18 protein-coding genes are annotated in these 18,192 nt (G+C 42.1%); 5 read left to right on the forward strand and 13 right to left on the reverse strand.

Features of this window, described 5'->3' with window-relative positions; translation table 11 throughout:
* Positions 1–952 precede the first annotated feature (952 nt).
* The 4 genes from AAEY99_RS17580 to AAEY99_RS17595 form a co-directional block, all read right to left on the reverse strand.
* The gene (locus AAEY99_RS17580) at positions 953–1,669 is read right to left on the reverse strand and encodes a hypothetical protein (RefSeq protein ID WP_351011411.1); all 717 of its coding nucleotides are present in this window, start codon (positions 1,667–1,669) and stop codon (positions 953–955) included.
* A gap of 925 nt (positions 1,670–2,594) precedes the next feature.
* Positions 2,595–3,428, reverse strand: coding sequence for a sulfurtransferase (locus AAEY99_RS17585; RefSeq protein WP_162023726.1), 834 nt, complete (start codon positions 3,426–3,428; stop codon positions 2,595–2,597).
* Between the two features lie 50 nt (positions 3,429–3,478).
* Complete coding sequence (locus tag AAEY99_RS17590) at positions 3,479–3,799, reverse strand: VanZ family protein (protein ID WP_351011413.1); 321 nt, start codon at positions 3,797–3,799, stop codon at positions 3,479–3,481.
* A 339-nt stretch (positions 3,800–4,138) separates the two neighbouring features.
* The gene (locus AAEY99_RS17595) at positions 4,139–5,635 is read right to left on the reverse strand and encodes an aldehyde dehydrogenase (protein WP_011638465.1); all 1,497 of its coding nucleotides are present in this window, start codon (positions 5,633–5,635) and stop codon (positions 4,139–4,141) included.
* Positions 5,636–5,947: 312 nt separating this feature from the next.
* On the opposite strand from AAEY99_RS17595, the gene aptA reads away from it, so the two are divergent.
* From aptA to AAEY99_RS17615, 4 genes are all read left to right on the forward strand, one after another.
* Positions 5,948–7,300, forward strand: a complete 1,353-nt coding sequence (gene aptA / locus AAEY99_RS17600) for an omega-aminotransferase AptA (protein WP_182744192.1) — start codon at positions 5,948–5,950, stop codon at positions 7,298–7,300.
* Between the two features lie 53 nt (positions 7,301–7,353).
* Entirely contained in the window at positions 7,354–8,853 is a 1,500-nt protein-coding gene (locus AAEY99_RS17605; RefSeq protein WP_351011415.1) for a CoA-acylating methylmalonate-semialdehyde dehydrogenase, read from the forward strand.
* 12 nt (positions 8,854–8,865) lie between these two features.
* Positions 8,866–9,240, forward strand: a complete 375-nt coding sequence (locus AAEY99_RS17610; protein WP_101088795.1) for a cupin domain-containing protein — start codon at positions 8,866–8,868, stop codon at positions 9,238–9,240.
* 120 nt (positions 9,241–9,360) lie between these two features.
* Entirely contained in the window at positions 9,361–10,083 is a 723-nt protein-coding gene (locus AAEY99_RS17615; protein WP_162023730.1) for a TorF family putative porin, read from the forward strand.
* A 128-nt stretch (positions 10,084–10,211) separates the two neighbouring features.
* Here AAEY99_RS17615 and AAEY99_RS17620 read toward each other — a convergent pair whose 3' ends face one another.
* Positions 10,212–10,391: a hypothetical protein gene (locus AAEY99_RS17620; RefSeq protein ID WP_101088793.1), complete on the reverse strand. Its 180-nt coding sequence runs from the start codon at positions 10,389–10,391 to the stop codon at positions 10,212–10,214.
* A gap of 405 nt (positions 10,392–10,796) precedes the next feature.
* On the opposite strand from AAEY99_RS17620, the gene AAEY99_RS17625 reads away from it, so the two are divergent.
* Complete coding sequence (locus AAEY99_RS17625; RefSeq protein ID WP_182744190.1) at positions 10,797–11,141, forward strand: DUF3634 family protein; 345 nt, start codon at positions 10,797–10,799, stop codon at positions 11,139–11,141.
* Between the two features lie 186 nt (positions 11,142–11,327).
* Here the strand turns inward: AAEY99_RS17625 and AAEY99_RS17630 are convergent, their stop codons facing one another.
* The 8 genes from AAEY99_RS17630 to AAEY99_RS17665 form a co-directional block, all read right to left on the reverse strand.
* Entirely contained in the window at positions 11,328–11,828 is a 501-nt protein-coding gene (locus AAEY99_RS17630; protein WP_254439938.1) for a DUF3833 domain-containing protein, read from the reverse strand.
* 143 nt (positions 11,829–11,971) lie between these two features.
* Positions 11,972–12,691: a chalcone isomerase family protein gene (locus AAEY99_RS17635; RefSeq protein ID WP_351011417.1), complete on the reverse strand. Its 720-nt coding sequence runs from the start codon at positions 12,689–12,691 to the stop codon at positions 11,972–11,974.
* Positions 12,688–13,218 (reverse strand): DUF2878 domain-containing protein, encoded by a 531-nt coding sequence (locus AAEY99_RS17640; RefSeq protein WP_101088789.1) that lies wholly within the window; start codon positions 13,216–13,218, stop codon positions 12,688–12,690. Before AAEY99_RS17640 ends, AAEY99_RS17635 begins: the two co-directional genes overlap by 4 nt.
* Before the next feature lie 80 nt (positions 13,219–13,298).
* The gene (locus tag AAEY99_RS17645; protein ID WP_162024387.1) at positions 13,299–14,537 is read right to left on the reverse strand and encodes an SAM-dependent methyltransferase; all 1,239 of its coding nucleotides are present in this window, start codon (positions 14,535–14,537) and stop codon (positions 13,299–13,301) included.
* Positions 14,538–14,637: 100 nt separating this feature from the next.
* Entirely contained in the window at positions 14,638–15,459 is an 822-nt protein-coding gene (locus AAEY99_RS17650; RefSeq protein ID WP_351011418.1) for a DUF1365 domain-containing protein, read from the reverse strand.
* Positions 15,456–16,724, reverse strand: a complete 1,269-nt coding sequence (locus tag AAEY99_RS17655) for an NAD(P)/FAD-dependent oxidoreductase (protein ID WP_351011420.1) — start codon at positions 16,722–16,724, stop codon at positions 15,456–15,458. The genes AAEY99_RS17650 and AAEY99_RS17655 overlap by 4 nt, the downstream gene beginning before the upstream one ends.
* A gap of 54 nt (positions 16,725–16,778) precedes the next feature.
* The gene (locus AAEY99_RS17660; RefSeq protein WP_182744187.1) at positions 16,779–17,528 is read right to left on the reverse strand and encodes an SDR family NAD(P)-dependent oxidoreductase; all 750 of its coding nucleotides are present in this window, start codon (positions 17,526–17,528) and stop codon (positions 16,779–16,781) included.
* Positions 17,528–17,926, reverse strand: a complete 399-nt coding sequence (locus AAEY99_RS17665; RefSeq protein ID WP_049763600.1) for a nuclear transport factor 2 family protein — start codon at positions 17,924–17,926, stop codon at positions 17,528–17,530. The genes AAEY99_RS17660 and AAEY99_RS17665 overlap by 1 nt, the downstream gene beginning before the upstream one ends.
* Positions 17,927–18,192 lie beyond the last annotated feature (266 nt).

Consider the following 18,192-nt stretch of genomic DNA (forward strand, 5'->3'; position numbering starts at 1 on the left):
TCTTCATTACTTTTTACACCGTTTTATCTTAAGGGGATTTTACCTCAATCGGTGTACAGTTTCATTAAGCCACAATATGGAATGAATCAGCTCTCACTGCTTTATAAGTTGCTGGGTATCTAACGATACCTTTGTGGAGGCTTGAGCCTAGTGCAGTGAAAGTTGCACGCTGGGTTCTTAGGAGGGCGGCACTTGGTAACAAGTGTCGTCTATCCGACAAAAACGAGTTAGTTTTCTTGACTTGGAAATGGACCGGTTCAACATTTAAATTGAGGGCGTTGAAAAAAATAGCGTGAGTCCTGACATGGATGTCAGGCTAGCTTTCGGGGTACAGGATGTACCATCGGAAGCGTTAGCATTTTCGAATAAGGCTGAGGCAGTTACCCAATAAAGTCAAAAGCTGGATCTACCCCATGGCGACCTTTTCGCTGTTTGAAAATGTTGCGGGGCGGCTGGGTGATCCAAGAGGGAACAGCCGTTGGTTTCCTTTTGGTCTGGTGTGGGCGAAGCGCCACGACGTTAGTGGCCGTAGGCCATAGCCTAACCAACTTTGGGGCAAAAACGAGTTAGTGATCTTGACTACGAAATGGTCAGCATCAACTTTGAACTTGAGGCCGTTGAAGACTCTTTATAAAAGAATGCGTGATCTAGCCATGGAGGCGGGTTAGCTTTCGAGGGGAAGGGATGCCCCATTGGAAGCGTTAGCATTTTCGAATAAGGCTAAAGCAGACTAAAACACGGTTAGAAGATGGATAAATTTCCGTCGCAATTTTTTTCGCTGCTGTTGTTTGGTTAAATAGCGAAAATGTTGCCTGAACGGCAGGGGCCAATTCTTTATTGAAGAATAAAGAGGGGGTTGCTGTTGACCCCCTTTTGGCCTGTGCAAGGTGGAACCTTGCGATCTTAAGCGTTAGTGTCCGCAGTCCATCGCTTAAAAGACAAGCTAACTTAATTACAATTGCTGCAACCTTTGTGCATGCTGCATCAGTAAAGTGTCTAATACTTCAGGGCTTAAGCTAAATATTTGTACAATTTCTTCGCCGGTTTTAGAAACTGTTGCTTGCTTGTCTTCAAAAGTAATATGTAAACCTAACGCCTTTAACGTCTGTTGATCATAACTAAATAATGGCGTGTTTCGTTTACCTTTTAAACCGGGCATCATCCCCAATACCGTGACAGCTTGATTAACCTTAACCATGTCAAAAAAGACGCGCTCGGCCTCTGCCCACGCCATAATATATTCAACCATACTTTTGTTGTACTTATGGAAGTCTTCCGAGCCGTATAATAGTGGTTGTAACACCCCACCATGCCAACCTAACAGGGCATCTTGTTTTATAGTCACTTCATCACTGGCGGTTACAACATAATTAGCACACGATGATGCACAGACTTTATCAACTGTAACCTTTAATTTGTGCTGATATACCAACTCACCTAATCGTATGCCAGCAAGTACATCTCCCCCACCACTGTTAATAACCAATGAGGTTATTTGAGTTGGACTATTTGTTATGCCTTGTTCAAAAGCGGCAACATTATCTGGATCAATTTCACCGCTATAATTAATGACCGAGGGCAATAAGGGGTCGATAACAAGACTAAAAGAGGGTTGTTTATTTGCGCAACCAGTTAAGGTTAGCAGCATGGCTAGCAGTAGATAACGCATTCATATTCCATCATGATGTTGAGTTCGCAAAAAATTAGCATAACAAGCTCATTATTCACAAGTAAATAATTTCAATTCCTCGATGATATTGATTAATCAGACTCTAACTGAACATTATCGCCAGAGACTTCTCATTGCAGGTCGTTGGACTATATAGCTTTAAGATTATTTTGCTACTTTAACCATCCGGTTTCAGCTTGATTGAGGACGTTGAGGACTCTTTATAAAAGAATGCGTGTTATAAAAGAATGCGTGTTATAAAAGAATGCGTGAGCCTAACATGGCCTTTCTCGCACATCTGACCTATATGGATATTGGAAATGTCATTATGATGTAGGGAACATCATTGACCATGCCATCACGACATTTGTGAATCCAATCACATCAGACTCCCTATGTGAAGCGTTAGCATTTTCATTCTTTATCATAAAGAGTTGGCCGAAGAACACTCAGACGAAGTTAAAAGCTGGGAATTTAATTGGGTCCACATAAACTTTTATAAAAAGATAAGTTTTAAGCCACTTTTGTGTCCGAAACGAATTAGTCATGCCCAAATTTAACTCTGAACTTGAGGCCGTTGAAGACTCTTTATAAAAGAATGCGTGAGCCTGACAGGACGTCAGGCTAGCTTTCGGTGGCCATGGATGGCCTATCGGAAGCGTTAGCATTTTCGAATAAGGCCGAGGCTGACTAAACATAAAGTTAAAAGCTGGATCTGACCGCGTCGCGAAATTATCGCTTTTCAGATGATTTTGATGTGGCGGCTGGGAGATCCAAGAGGGAACAGCCGTTGGTTTCCTCTTGGTCTGGTGTGGGTGAAGCGCCACGACGTTAGTGGCCGTAGGCCATAATCTAATAGCCCGTGCAGGGTGAAACCTTGCGATCTTAAGCGTTAGTGGCCATAGGCCATAAAAAATTAAGCCTATTATTCAATAGGAAGTGCAGCATCGCCGCCCCAAACTGCCCAAGAACCATCATATAAAGCCGCTTGATGATGCCCTGCTACATACGAAGCCAGAATCAAAATACAGGCGGTAATTCCTGAACCGCAGCTAAACACCCGTTGAGCATTATTACTGGTATCTAAGGTGGCGAAAATTGTATGCAATTCACGGATAGATTTCATTTTAAAACCGTTTAATACCTGTGCAAAAGGCAAGTTGAGTGAACCGGGTATATGACCACTGCGCATGCCAACACGAGGTTCTGGTGACGTACCGTTAAACCGCCCTGCTGCTCGCGCATCAATAATATCAACTTTTGCATGACCAAGATGGGTTAACACAAACTCAGTGTCACACACCTTATATTGCTGCAAGCGGCCTTTAATATCACCAGAGTCAGTTGCTGTCGCAAACTGACGCACTGTGTCTCGCCCTTCACTGCGCCACTGTGGTAAACCACCATCGAGTACAAATACTTTATCAAATCCCATTGCTTTAAAGGTCCACCACGCACGCGGTGCAGAATAAATGCCTTGGTCATCGTAAATAACTACGGTGCTATTATGGCTTATTCCTAATGATTTAGTTGCAACAGTAAATTGATCTTCCGTGGGCATAGCGTGAGTTTGTGGAGATTGATGATTGAAAAAAAGTTTATCTATTTGGCACGATAATGCACCAGGAATAACGTAAAGCTCATCATAAACAAGTGGTTCTTTTCCCAGCACAATGTCTATGCTGGCATCTAGTAATACAAGGTCTGGGTCTTCTAAGTGTTGCGCTAACCAATCGGTGGTCACTAAAGGAAAATTCACATTAAACCTCTCTTACAATTGATGGCAAATATTGATTGAAAATATTGATGCTAACTCACACGAGTACTCTCATGATGATTGTCTATATAACGCTGAGTTAACCCACTTAAATAACTGAATAAAATTATACCTACAGCATCGGCAACTAAATCGATGATGTCTAATGTTCTTGATGGGATAAAACCCTGGCTGATTTCTTCACTCAGGACGAATATCGACACTAACACAGTGCCGTAATAAAGCGGAAGACGCCCGATACAAAAATGACGACTCTGCAGCGCTAAATTGGCCACAAAAGTTAATAACCCGAATAACAACATGTGACAAATCTTGTCACCATAGGGAACATGTTTTATTACGTCGAAAAACACACTTTGACTGCCAGTATTGGCGAGGTAAATAATTCACAAAATAAAACCAAAAAAGCCACCAGCAGCAATAATAGCTAAACGAGAGAAGGTCTTATGGGTCATCTGTATTCATCCGTGTATGACATGTTGAGGTAAATAATGCCTTTGAGTCTACAGCGAATAGTTAGCATTTTAGCGTTAATTTTGCTTAACCTCCGCTCGCATTAAGGCTTCAGCAATATAGATGCACTTGTTAAACAAAATTTGAGTGGTTGCTATGAATTATCCAGCGCTAATATGACCAATAAAAAAGCCCTTTATTGCTAAAGGGCTTGCTATTAATCTACATTGAAATACCTATTATAGGGCTATCCAAGTTGCTTTGATTTCGGTGTACTTATCAAACGCATGTAATGATTTATCACGGCCATTACCTGACTGTTTATAACCACCAAACGGTGCAGTCATGTCGCCACCATCATAATGGTTAATCCATACCATACCGCTGCGCAGCGCTTTGGCTGTTTTGTGAGCTTTGCTTAAGTTTGATGTCCACACACCTGCCGCTAAACCATACATAGTGTCGTTGGCAATCTTGACGGCTTGTTCCATGCCATCAAACTCGATTACCGATAACACAGGGCCAAAAATCTCTTCGCTGGCAATGGTCATGTCATTTCTAACATTACTAAAAATGGTTGGTTGCACGTACATTCCGCCGGTTTCTGCCATCACTTGTTTACCACCATCAACTAAGGTAGCACCTTGCTCGCTACCGGCCTTGATGTAATTAAGCACGTTGGTCAGTTGCTGTTGATCGACCATTGCGCCGCAGGTTGTTTTAGGATCAAGTGGATGCCCAGGTTGCCACCCTTGCATTTCTTCAACAATAAGCTTGATTAACTCATCTTTTACGCCTGACTCAACCAATAAACGAGAACCGGCAGTGCACACTTCGCCTTGGTTAAAAGCAATGGCGACTGCGGCGGCTTCTGCAGCGGCTTTTAAGTCTGGCGCATCATTAAACACAATATTAGGGCTCTTACCGCCCGCTTCTAACCACACGCGCTTCATGTTCGACTCGCCTGCGTAAATCATTAACTGCTTAGCAATTTTAGTTGAACCAGTGAATACTAAAGTATCGACATCCATGTGCAGTGCCAACGCTTTACCAACTGTATGACCATAGCCTGGTAATACGTTTAATACCCCTGCCGGAATACCCGCTTCTATCGCTAATTGCGCCATGCGAATAGCCGTAAGTGGTGATTTTTCAGATGGCTTTAAAATCACACTATTACCCGTGGCGAGTGAAGGCCCAAGCTTCCAACATGCCATAATCATTGGGAAATTCCATGGCACAATGGCTGCAACCACACCAACGGGTTCGCGAGTGATCATGCCTATTTCATTATGAGCAGTGGGAGCAATTTCATCATAAATTTTATCTATCGCTTCACCATACCAACGTATAGCACGGGCAGCACCGACCACATCAACGCCTTTGGAATGCTGAATCGGCTTACCCATATCAAGCGTTTCAAGTAACGCCAATTCATCGGCATTTTCTTCGAGTAAATCAGCAAACTTAATCATTACTTGCTTGCGCTTTACTGGCGGTAACATTGACCAAGTACCCGCTTCAAACACTTCACGCGCGTTCGCGACAGCAAGGTTAGCATCGGCTAAATCACAACTAGCCACTTTAGCCAATACTTGGCCATCAATAGGGCTGATACAGTCAAATGTGTCACCAGAAGCGGCACCTTGATATTGACCATTAATGAAAGCTTGCCCAGTGATTTTTAGACTTGCTGCTAGTGCTTCCCAATCGCTACGACTTGTTGGAGTACTCATTGTGACCTCGAAATAATAAATGGATTGATAAGCACCAAACTGCGCTAAAAAGCAGGTGCTAAACCTAAAATTTGTGCCACATAAAATGGATTATCGACACAATAACCTTGATGAATATTGTCACCTGATTATGCTCAACAGCAAGATATTTTCAATATATTTTACAAAATAGGCACATTTAGTTTAAATAAATGCACAAAACACTTTAACGTTCATTATTTTTGACATAGCATAGCGAATATTCGTCACTCATTATTTAATCAATTTGAGATGAATCCCTAGTAATTGTAGCTATCAATGTAGAGTCAATTTATGAGCGAATATCAGCAAAATGGAACTGGCGATTCATCGCAAACATTGCCGAACATGGCACATTTTTGGATGCCGTTTACTGCCAATAAGCAATTTAAGACTAATCCTAGGCTTTTGGTTTCGGCACAAGGAATGTATTACACCGATATTGAAGGCAATAAAGTACTCGATGCTACTGCCGGTTTATGGTGTTGCAATGCTGGCCACGGCCGCCAAGAAATCTCCCAAGCGGTAAGCCAACAAATTAGCCAAATGGATTATGCACCGTCTTTTCAAATGGGCCATCCGCTCGCCTTTGAATTAGCGCATAAACTCAGTCAGCTGAGCCCTGACGGATTGGATAAGGTGTTTTTTACCAATTCCGGTTCAGAATCGGTAGATACCGCCCTAAAAATGGCGCTTTGTTATCATCGCGCTAATGGTCAAGCCACGCGTACTCGGTTTATCGGCCGCGAGCTTGGTTATCATGGTGTCGGTTTTGGCGGGATTTCAGTCGGTGGGATCAGTAATAATCGCAAAACCTTTAGTCAGCAATTACTCCAGGGGATCGATCACCTGCCTCATACACTCGATATTGCCAATAATGCCTTTAGCCACGGTTTACCGCCACACGGTTTGGATAAAGCCGAAGTGCTTGAGCAACTGATTACCTTACATGGCGCCGAGAACATTGCCGCGGTCATTGTTGAGCCTATGTCTGGTTCTGCTGGGGTTATTTTACCGCCAGATGGATACTTAACGCGGTTACGCGAAATCACCCAAAAGCACGGCATTTTATTAATATTCGATGAAGTGATCACCGGCTTTGGCCGAGTCGGTGCCGCCTTTGCCAGCGAGCGCTGGCAAGTTACCCCAGACATGATAACCACAGCCAAAGCCATTAATAATGGTGCAATTCCAATGGGGGCGGTATTTGTTAGCAATACCATTCACGACACCTGCATGCATGGCCCTGATGAATTAATAGAATTTTTCCATGGTTATACCTATTCCGGTCATCCGGTCGCGGCTGCCTCAGCACTTGCGACCTTATCCATATATGAAGATGAGCAATTATTTGAACGCGCAAAAGGGCTTGAGTCTTATTTCGAGCAAGCGGTTCACAGCCTTAAAGGTCTACCAAACGTCATTGATATTCGTAATACCGGTTTAGTTGCAGGTATTCAATTAGCACCAAGTGATAAAGGCGTGGGTAAACGAGGTTATGACATTTTTGATCATTGCTTTAGGCATGGCGCGTTAGTACGGGCAACGGCTGACATTATTGCAATATCTCCGCCACTTATAGTGGAAAAGTCACAAATCGACGACATGGTTAATCACATTACCGATGCAATTAACGCTGTTGGTTAACGCTGTTAGTTAATATTTTCTGAATACATATTTTGCTTAAAAGGATCCCGTTCATGCTTAACATCACTCATTTTGTCGATGGGCAACACACCCCAGCCAGTCAACGTAATCAAACCATCTATGATCCTGCTACGGGGGAAACTCGTGGCCAAGTATCACTGGCGAGTCACGATGAAGTAAGCTTGGCGGTAACGGTTGCCAAAAATGCCTATCAGACTTGGTCGCAAGTGACGCCACTTAATCGTGCTCGGGTATTATTTAAGTTTAAAGCGTTAGTAGAGCAAAATATTGATAAATTGGCACAACTCATCACTCTTGAACATGGCAAAGTGTTGGATGATGCTAAAGGTGAAATTACCCGAGGGCTTGAAGTTGTTGAGTTTGCTTGCGGCATTCCGCATTTACTCAAAGGTGAACATACTCAACAAGTGGGTGGTGGCGTTGACTCATGGTCTGTTAACCAATCGTTGGGTGTCGTCGCAGGTATTTCACCGTTTAACTTTCCTGTCATGGTGCCAATGTGGATGTTCCCTATCGCAATAGCCTGCGGTAATACCTTTATCATGAAGCCGTCTGAAAAAGACCCCAGTGCAGTAATGTTTATTGCCGAATTACTGACACAAGCAGGCCTGCCAAATGGCGTGTTTAACGTGATTAATGGCGATAAAGAAGCCGTTGATGCTTTATTAACTCATCCCGATGTTCACGCGATTAGTTTTGTTGGCTCAACCCCGATTGCCGAATACATTTACAGCACCGCCTCTGCCCACGGTAAACGAGTGCAAGCATTGGGCGGGGCTAAAAATCACATGTTATTAATGCCAGATGCTGACTTAGATCAAGCGGTCAATGCATTAATGGGGGCAGCATATGGTAGTGCAGGTGAACGCTGTATGGCTATTTCTGTGGTACTAGCGGTCGGCGATGTGGGTGACAAATTAGTCGAGGCATTATTACCGCAAATTAGTGCCTTAAAAATTGGCAGCGGTATTACCCCTGAAATGGACATGGGACCGTTAATTTCGGCCCAGCATTTAGCTAAAGTACGCGATTATGTCGAAGCGGGTGTTAAGGAAGGTGCAACATTAGTCGTTGATGGCCGAGACATCAGTATTCAAGACCACCAGCAGGGTTACTTTTTAGGTGCGTGCTTATTTGACCATGTGACTCCGCAGATGAGCATTTACCAACAGGAAATTTTTGGTCCTGTGTTAGCCATCGTCCGCGTCGACAACTATGCCGATGCATTGACGCTGATTAACCAACACGAATTTGGTAATGGCACCGCTATTTTTACTCAAAGTGGCCAAGTAGCTCGTCACTTTTGTCACCATGTTGAAGTGGGCATGGTTGGCGTTAATGTGCCGATCCCGGTGCCAATGGCATTTCATAGCTTTGGCGGTTGGAAACGATCGCTATTTGGGCCGCTGCACATGCACGGACCCGATGGCGTTCGTTTTTATACCAAGCGCAAAGCCATTACCGCTCGCTGGCCACAAGCTAAAACCGACACTAATGAACCTTCAGCATTTATTATGCCGACCATGAAATAAGTGATACCCACAATGAAGCATATTAACGATATTACGCTTTTTAGTAGTCAATCAACTGCGGTTGAGTCGTATCACTTAACGGATGAAAAACTGCTTACAGGCGATCCACTGCAGTCAGTGCAAAACCATTTCGAAAGCCCGTGCAAGCAGTTTAATGTTGGCATTTGGCAAAGTGAACCAGGCAGTTGGAATATCAATTATAGCGAATATGAGTATTGCGATATTCTCGAAGGCTGTAGCATTATCACCGACAGCCAAGGCAAAAGCTTAACCGTCAATGCTGGTGATAAATTTGTTATTCCTGCTGGCTTTACCGGCACATGGGAAGTCGTCAATCATTGTAAAAAAATCTACGTTATGTTTGAACAACAGCTTGAACAAACATAGTGTTTAACCGCCATGCGGTACAGACTAAATCGTTACGGTTTTAGGTCTGATAAGTGGCATTCGCAGCCGTTGTGTACCTAAATACCAACAACTGTATTTTATGTAAATGGAGATAATATCGTGTCGAACACATTAAAAAGAACGCGAATTGCACTGTTAACTGGATTAACATTATCAGCTACCCTACTGGCTCCACTCGCTACGGCAGAAGTCTCTGGTGCAATCACTGTAACCAACGACTACCGCTTCCGAGGTGTGTCACAAAGTGCAGCAGATCCCGCACTACAAGGTAATATTGACTGGAGCCATGATAGCGGATTTTTCGTCGGTGCTTGGGCAAGTACCATTGATTTTGATGAGCCTGAATACAATGGCCCAGATGTAGAGATTGATTTGTATGCTGGTTATTACGGTGAAATTAACGATGACACTAGCTATGACTTAACCTTGTACCGTTATAACTACCCTGGAGAAAGTGATTTAGACTATCTAGAAGTCAGCGCAGGTATCGACTTTAGTGGTTTTAGAGCCGCTTACTGGTTTACTAATGATTATGGTGGCAGCGATCTTGACCTACATTACACCGAAATCAATTATGGCTGGGAGTTTGCTGAAAACTGGAGCCTAGATTTGCATTATGGTTACAATTTTGGCGACGCCATTGATGACGGAGAAGGCTTTGACAGCTATTCAGACTACTCTATTGGTGTATCAACAGAAGTGTCAGGTTTTGGCATCTCGGTTGCGTATTTAGACACCGACATTGATGGTGATAATGAAGTAAGTTCTGATCTATATAAAAACACCGGTACTTTATTAGCGAGCGTTAGTTACGCGTTCTAAGCCGAGTGAGTTAATCAGTACCCATGATTACAAGTCAGTCTTAAAAACAAAAAACCGCCAATGGCGGTTTTTTTATGACTAATATTTAACGAAAAACAGTAGCGATACAACAAAAGAAAAAACGGAAATTACTTAGTATTCAAACCTGTTAGCGGCTGCCCTAGTGCTTGTTTTTTAACGCATTGCCAACCATCTGCAAGATTTTGTAATTGCTCGTTTCGTTGCGGAAACTGGCTGGCTAAATTACGCATCAGTGATGATTGAATCTCACAAATTTCGGCCCAACGATCAGCATTAGATAATGGCATTTTTCAATCCTTAAATAAGTTGTACATCCGTTTACATGCGTTCATGTATGTACATTAATGTAGCACAGCACACTTTTTTAGAAAGCTATATTTACACCGTAAATCAGCTTAAAAAAACGCCACACACATACCAATTAAGCTTTTAGCTGATTTAAAAGAAATTTGTTTCATAAAAAAGAAACACGCATTCAATTAATATGAGTCAAACAATGAACTGCTAATCTAAAGCACTTATATGAAAAAATGATATGACAACATTTGATGGATTCATAAATGAGGTTTTATTGATGCGATATAATTTAGATCTTGCGCATAGATTTCAATAAAATAGCATTGCATCCATGGCATACCAGAGTATCTTATTGTTATAGCAACCGTTGAATATACGGCACAAAGGAGCGAACTATGGCTGATACCATCATAAAAATACTGATAATCGCAGGGTTATTTTTTCTGGCCTATAAACTGATTTTTAGTGGTAACCGTGGATTAACACTTTTTGAGATGCATTTTAAAGATGGCAAGCTCAATAAGCATAAAGGAAAAATACCGGAGAAGTTTGAACGTGATTGTCGTGCCATAGCCAAATCTAATAAACTGACTTGCACGGTCAGAGCTGAAAAATCTGGTGACGTACGTTTACACGTGTCGGCCAATATTGGCGATAACTTAGTCCAGCAAATTCGTAACCAGTTTCCATTTGAGTATTACGATAAGAAACAGTCAGACGCGTCTAAACTTAAAGGCTAACATGGCCTGTTGAGCAAACGAAAAATGGACTCTAATGAGTCCATTTTTGTGTCTGTTTTCATGTCTATTTAGATTTAGTAAAAGTGACTGTACGCTCTAACTTAGTGCCCGACTATTGCTTAATACTTTCAGGGCTCAGCTTTTATGCTTAGTCGATTTAACTATTCAATGACTTAACGATACCACTTAGTCAGGCTGTTTAGAAATCACCAAGGTGACTTGGGCGACTGTGATACCAAATTTAATAATATCGCTTTTATTGATAATGGTTTGCTCATCGACCAGAAACATCCAGTCATCAAAATGGACTTCATATTCACTACCATCAACTGGCAATATCATGTCATAACGCCATCGCAATGCACTACCGCGAGACTCACCTTGAGCAATGCCTAATATGTCATTGGCGGTGCCCTCATAGAGGCCATTTCCTTTGTCAGTAATGTTCCACACACGAGTTTGCTTTTCGCCATCATCGTAAATAAACCATTCGTTTATCACACCCTGCTTACCTTCAGGCGAATCAACCCAGTGCGCTTCCATGGTGACGGTAAATTTGCGGGTCACCTTACCTGAAAAATCTTGCACTACTCCAGCTGCCGTTAATTTACCGTCAAAAAATGTGGCTAAATCTAACGTTGGAGTCGTTTGTTGATAATCTTCAATCGATGCTGATGAACATGACATAACGCCTAATGCTAGTCCTACATATAAGCCGGTTTGAGCCAGCCTTCGCGCTAATTGCTTAGTTAAGGGTTGAGTTACACCTTGAATAAGCGTTCGGGCACAAAAATGTCGCTGCTGGCGGATGAATAATAGAATCGCGTGCATTAGTTAACTCCAATCAGTTGGTTACGTAACTCAGGACGGCTGGTTTTTTCAGACAACCAAATGTCGAGAAACGCCTCTGGGAATTGGGCATTACTGACTTGATAATAAGGGGTGTCGTTGAGTAAAAATGCCGCATCTTCAGGGGTGTTAACCTTAAAGGTCAGCCTGTCGCCCTGTTTAACATCTGGCCAGGCATTAACTAACTGCTGCCTGTACAATTCAATATTGGCTTCGGTAAAACCTAAGTGCTGCCATTGTTCAATAGTGGCATCAACCAAATCAACAGCATCGATATCGCGGTGGTATTGAATGTCGAGAATCATTGGAAAGCGATTAGCTTGGTATTTACCGTCAATAGAGAATAACTTCGCACTATAAATATCAAGCCATAACAGACTCATTTCAGCAGTGCCAACTTGAATCAATGTCGCATCGCTTATATCGCTTATATCGCTTATATCGCTTATATCGCTTATATCGCTTATATCGCTTATATCGCTCTTATCGCTTATACCGTTCTTGTCGTTCTTGTCGCTTATATCGCTTTTTTCGCCCTTATCGTTGATATCATTTGCAGACGCATCGTTAATGCTCACCGCAACAATCAACGTTAACACTAATGCGCCCACCACACCGAACAGTAGTTCGACCAACCAATGTGATGATTGATGTAACTTAATGTGTGGTTGCGACTTGACGCCATTATGTAAAGTTTTCATCTACGATTCTCCAAAGCAAGATCCACCGTTGTGATTCGAGAGCTAACAGCTAGCAATACGGGAAATAAGCAACTCCAGATCAATGCCAGTATAAACGCGCTCCACATCTCGCCTAAAGGCAACATTACTGCGTTAAATTTAGCTCCTGCGAGATAACTTAAACAGCCAAATACACCACCAAATAAGGCTTGTAACCAAATAGGAAACTTTCTAAAAAAAGCTAAGCTGTAATCCAAACAAAGCGCAAAGTAGAACCACAACAATCCCAACCAGTAAGGAATATTGGCGAACTTAAATACGCCAAACCACACCAATAGACTGTCAACCGCGATGCCAATCACACCACAGACACACATTACCAGTGCATCATGACGAACTGATGTTGATAACAAAAAATGGCCAATGAGCAATAAAATAGACAGTAAGATAAGTTGGTTATGAGCTAATACGCCTGCCCACCACACCAATTGAAAGCACAATGCATTGATTAAAATATATAATTTTGGAGGAATACCGTAAGAAGACATAACACCTCACACTAACAGGATGAGACGTCCCGGCAACGTATTACCGGGGAATATAATGGCTATTGGGCTGTAGAACTATATTATAGTGGGCGGTATTGCGGTCGAACGGCAACAAGGTGAACCGTGCTAGTAGTGCGCTCTAAAAACCCACCTTCGCAGTAGCTCAAATAAAACTTCCACATACGGATAAAGTCATCGCCGTAATTTAAGGCTTTTATTTTATCGTAGGCAGCATCAAAATTTTCATGCCAGTGTTTTAGGGTACGCGCATAGTCCTTGCCCATATCGTCGATAGACCAGGTTACCATGTCGGTTTTCTTGGCAATATGTTTGGTCATTTCACTCACCGACGGTAAACAACCACCGGGAAAAATATAACGCTGAATAAAGTCAACACTCTTACGATAACTGTCGTAACGTTGATCGGAAATAGTAATAGCTTGAATGAGCATGCGACCGCTTGGCTTAAGCAGATGTTGTAGCTTTTCAAAAAATCCTGCTAAATATTCGTGTCCCACAGCTTCGATCATTTCAATTGAAACCACGCGATCATATTCACCAGTCAGTAAACGATAATCTTGTTTTAGTAAGGTAATCCTGTCTTCAAGCCCTTCTTGCTTTACTCGCGCCTGTGCATAATCGAACTGGGCATCAGAAATGGTAGTAGTGGTCACATGTACGCCATAATGTTTTGCAGCATAAATGGCCAACGCGCCCCAACCAGTTCCTACTTCAAGCAAGGTTTGACCTGGGGTTAACTCTAAGCGCTCGCAAATGGTGTGCAATTTATGTAATTGCGCTTCATTCAAGCTGCTGTCATCTGCAGGATAAAGTGCACTTGAATACATCATTTCTGGGTCAAGAAACTCCTTATACATGTCATTACCTAAGTCGTAATGAGCCAGAATATTGCGTTTTGAACCCGTTTCAGAATTACGATTAAATATATGCTTAATGCGATTAACGCCGTTGCTCAACCATGAAAAATAACGTTCTATGTTGTCTAGTAGTGCTAAGTTTTGCGCAAAAACCTGAACCACTTTGGTTAAGTCAGGACTACACCAATGGCCTTGAATATAAGCTTCGCCAGCCCCAATTGAACCACCAAATACCACTTGACGATAAAAGTTGGCATGCTGAACTTGCATAGTTGCGTGAACTTCGCTTTTAGGATCGCCAAACTCTGATGTTTGATTACCATCGACAATGGTTAAATGACCTTCTGCAAGATGTGCTAATGCACGAAGAAGAATTTTCCTTGCTAGGCTGTCAGACAAACTCGCTTGAGTCATGCTGCTTTCTGTCGCCGTATTTTCCATGTCATCTCTCCAGTTCATACACTGTCTAATTCGTTCGCTTTATTGGCGTAATTAAAGACTAATACGTGATAAGCATCTATTTGGTTTACATTTTGTAAAATTAGTTAGCTTTAATCGTTTGCTTGCCTACAAAAGGGATTCGTTTAATAAATAGCTTCATTGCCTGCCAATAAATACCCAGCATAATTTTGCTAGTCATCAAGGGATAATTCAGCATAAATCGGCGCATAGATCGCGAATTTATCGATTGGCGTTTTAACACTAAACCGGCATCAAATAATTTATCGTTATTGGCATTTCGATTTTCGATGGTCACTTTCAAGTTTTTGGCCGGAGGCGTAATACGCCACAAGTAATGCATGTCTAAATTCATAAACGGAGACACATGAAAGACTTTGTCTGTTTGAGCGGTATTCGCAATATCAACCAGATAACAATGGCGCTCATTCCAAGGGGTATTACTGACCTCGGCAAGCATATAAACCATGTCATTTTGATGATAACAAAAGTAAAAATTGACCGGACTAAAATAAAAACCAAAATGGCGTATCTGCCCAGAAAATATCACTTTATCGCATGTTTGTGTGGCACCTAAATGCTTAATAGTTGCCAACACGCGTTGCTTTAATGCGCCGGCATCATCCCCTCGGCTCGCCGAGCTCAGCACGAGTTGCTCACCAAATTGTTGCTTTAGGGAATTGAGGTAATCGCCAGGGATAAATTTAAGCGGGGTAAACTTGTCTGTGGAAAACAATTTACTGACCGCCGTTAATGCCGGCAGTTCATCTAAATCAATTGCCATCATCGCAATGTTATAACCAAAACTGTGCAACTTAGGCGTATGACGGCGATGGTTTATCTTGCCGCAATAAATGCCACTGTTTAATTGATCATGTTCCATTATCGATGTGGTTTGATTCATAGACTAATCCCAAACAGATCGCATACTTCAACTGCGCTACGAACGCCGTCTTCATGAAATCCATTATGCCAGTAAGCACCAGCAAAATAGGTATTATGTTTACCATTAATGAGTGATTTTTTCGCTTGCGACTTCATGCTGGCATCATTAAATACTGGGTGAGCATAATTAAACTTTCGCAAAATTTTACTTTCATCAATCGATGCAGTTTGATTTAGGGTGACACAAAATGTAGGTGCACTACTCGGTAAACACTGCAAAATATTCATATTATACGTCACGCTAGCCGGACGCTGAGCAATATCTTGCTGATTAACACCATCTAAACGATAGTTCCAACTTGCCCATGCCGCTTTACGCTTGGGTAATAAATTAATATCTGTGTGCAGCACCACTTCATTATTTTGATATTCCATTGCGCCTAACACGTCTATCTCATCTTGAGTGGCATCGGTTAACATCGCTAACGCTTGATCGCTATGGCAACTCAACACTACATCGTCAAAGTGCTGCCATTCACCGTTGACAACCTGAACATACACACCATCATCGCTACGTTTAATACCACTCACAGGAGAATTAAGCTGGATACGTTCTTTAAACGGTGCGGTTAAGGCTGGGATATAACTGCGCGATCCACCTTCAAGTACATACCATTGCGGGCGATCATTAATATTTAATAAACCATGATGCTGGAAAAAACGAATAAAGAATCGCAATGAAAAGCCGCGCATATCATCAATACTGGCAGACCAAATCGCCGCGCCCATAGGCAAAATGTAATGCTCACAGAAAAAGGCTGAGAAACCTTGTTGATCAAGATACTCACCGAGTGAAGACGTTGGGTAATTGTCGGCCTCATAAATAACTTTACAACCATTGTTGAAACGAACAATTTCACCTAAAAACCGGTAAAAACTTGGGCGTAACAAATTACGACGTTGGGCAAATAAGCTCCACAAATTATGGCCGTTATATTCAAGTCCTGTGAGTGCATTATTCACACTAAAACTCATTTCAGTCGGTAAAGACTTAATATTAAGTTGCGCCATTAATGTTTCAAACAGCGGATAAGTCCGATCATTAAACACAATAAAACCAGAATCAATTGCGTATTGCTGCCCTGCTACTTCCACATCAATGGTCGCTGTATGGCCACCAATATAATCATTAGCTTCAAACACGGTTACCGTGTGTTCACGGCTTAATAGGTGGGCACACGTTAACCCCGAAATCCCAGTACCAATTACAGCAATATTTTTCATTTAGTTAATCCTTGACGCTAATACTTGTTCTTGTGGTGAATTGACTTGGGTTTATTATTTAGGTGCCAGCAAAAATACTAGTAATTTTTCTGGCAATAAAGAGGCTAATTTAAGTAACCAAGTAAATTTAGTTGGGAAATGGATTTCACGGCGTTGACGCTGCATACCATTATAAATAGCCTCAGCCGCTTGCTTAGCGGTGATTTGCATTGGCATAGCAAAGTCGTTTTTGGCGGTTAACGGGGTTTTAACAAAGCCCGGACAAATGACGCTCACCCCAATACCATGCTGAGCAAGGTCAACTCGTAAACTACGGCCTAAATAACCAATAGCCGCTTTTGATGAACCATAGGCTTCAGCACGCGGGAACGGTAAATAAGTGGCACTTGAACTCATTAACCCGAGTTGTGCACCACGGCTCAATAAAGGTAAAAAATGCTCAAGGCAGTAACCCATGGCAACCACATTAGTATTGATGACTCTGGCAAATAACGCTGAGTCGAAATGCAATGCATCATCAATGTATTCACAGCTGCCAGCATTAAGAATCACCTGCTGCAACTGCCAGTGATTATCGTGTAACAGCTGCTTAAGTTTGGCGGCGGCGGCTTGTACCTGAGAACTATCGGTAATATCAAATTCAAGCGGAGTGGCACCAGTTATGGCTTGTAAGGCTTGGGCATTTCGACCACAGGCTATAACGGCCACACCTTTAGCCAGATAATGCTCTGCTAAAGCTAAACCAATACCTGAACTTGCACCGGTTATCAAAACCGCTTTTGTATCCGCAGGAACCATTGCCATTACTTAGTCACCCTATTTTTGAGTAAGCCAATTAATCCACCTAAAAACGGCACTTGCTCGTACAGCATTTGGCCCAGATCAAAATAATCACGGTGAGAAAAAATCTTATCAGAGAATTTAAGTTGCGACATGCCTTCAACATTAATCAGCTGTCCCTTACTTAATTTAGGGTGTGAATAGCTCATAGTCCAATACAATGCTGCTTGTTGCTTATCAGCACTGATCACCACTTCTTTAATATCAAATTCAATGTGGGTGACATTTTGATACATGTTGGCAAAATAATCGGTTAATGCTTCGATTCCCTCTACATGATGCATGGGATCTCGAAAGCAAATATCATCCCGATAAACTTGACGTAGTAAAAATAGATTATCTTTATTAAGCTGTTGATACATATTAATAAAGTCATCAACAATAACCGGATGACCATTAACGGACGCAGAGCTGTCAGCATTTAATGATTCGGATTGAGTATCAACTGTCGACTGTGCACCTTGCATTAACGGACTCCTATTACACGACCAAGAAAGAATACACGTAACCAGATATAACAATGCCTTATATGACAATAAGATAAAAGTATTTCATGGCCGTGCAGTAAATAAAAACTAACTTGGTATCCATACGAGATAGCGCAGGAAGTAGATCACCCTTTAAACGA

Origin of the sequence: Shewanella sp. S1-58-MNA-CIBAN-0166 (assembly GCF_040310085.1) — a bacterium.
Lineage (GTDB): Bacteria > Pseudomonadota > Gammaproteobacteria > Enterobacterales > Shewanellaceae > Shewanella.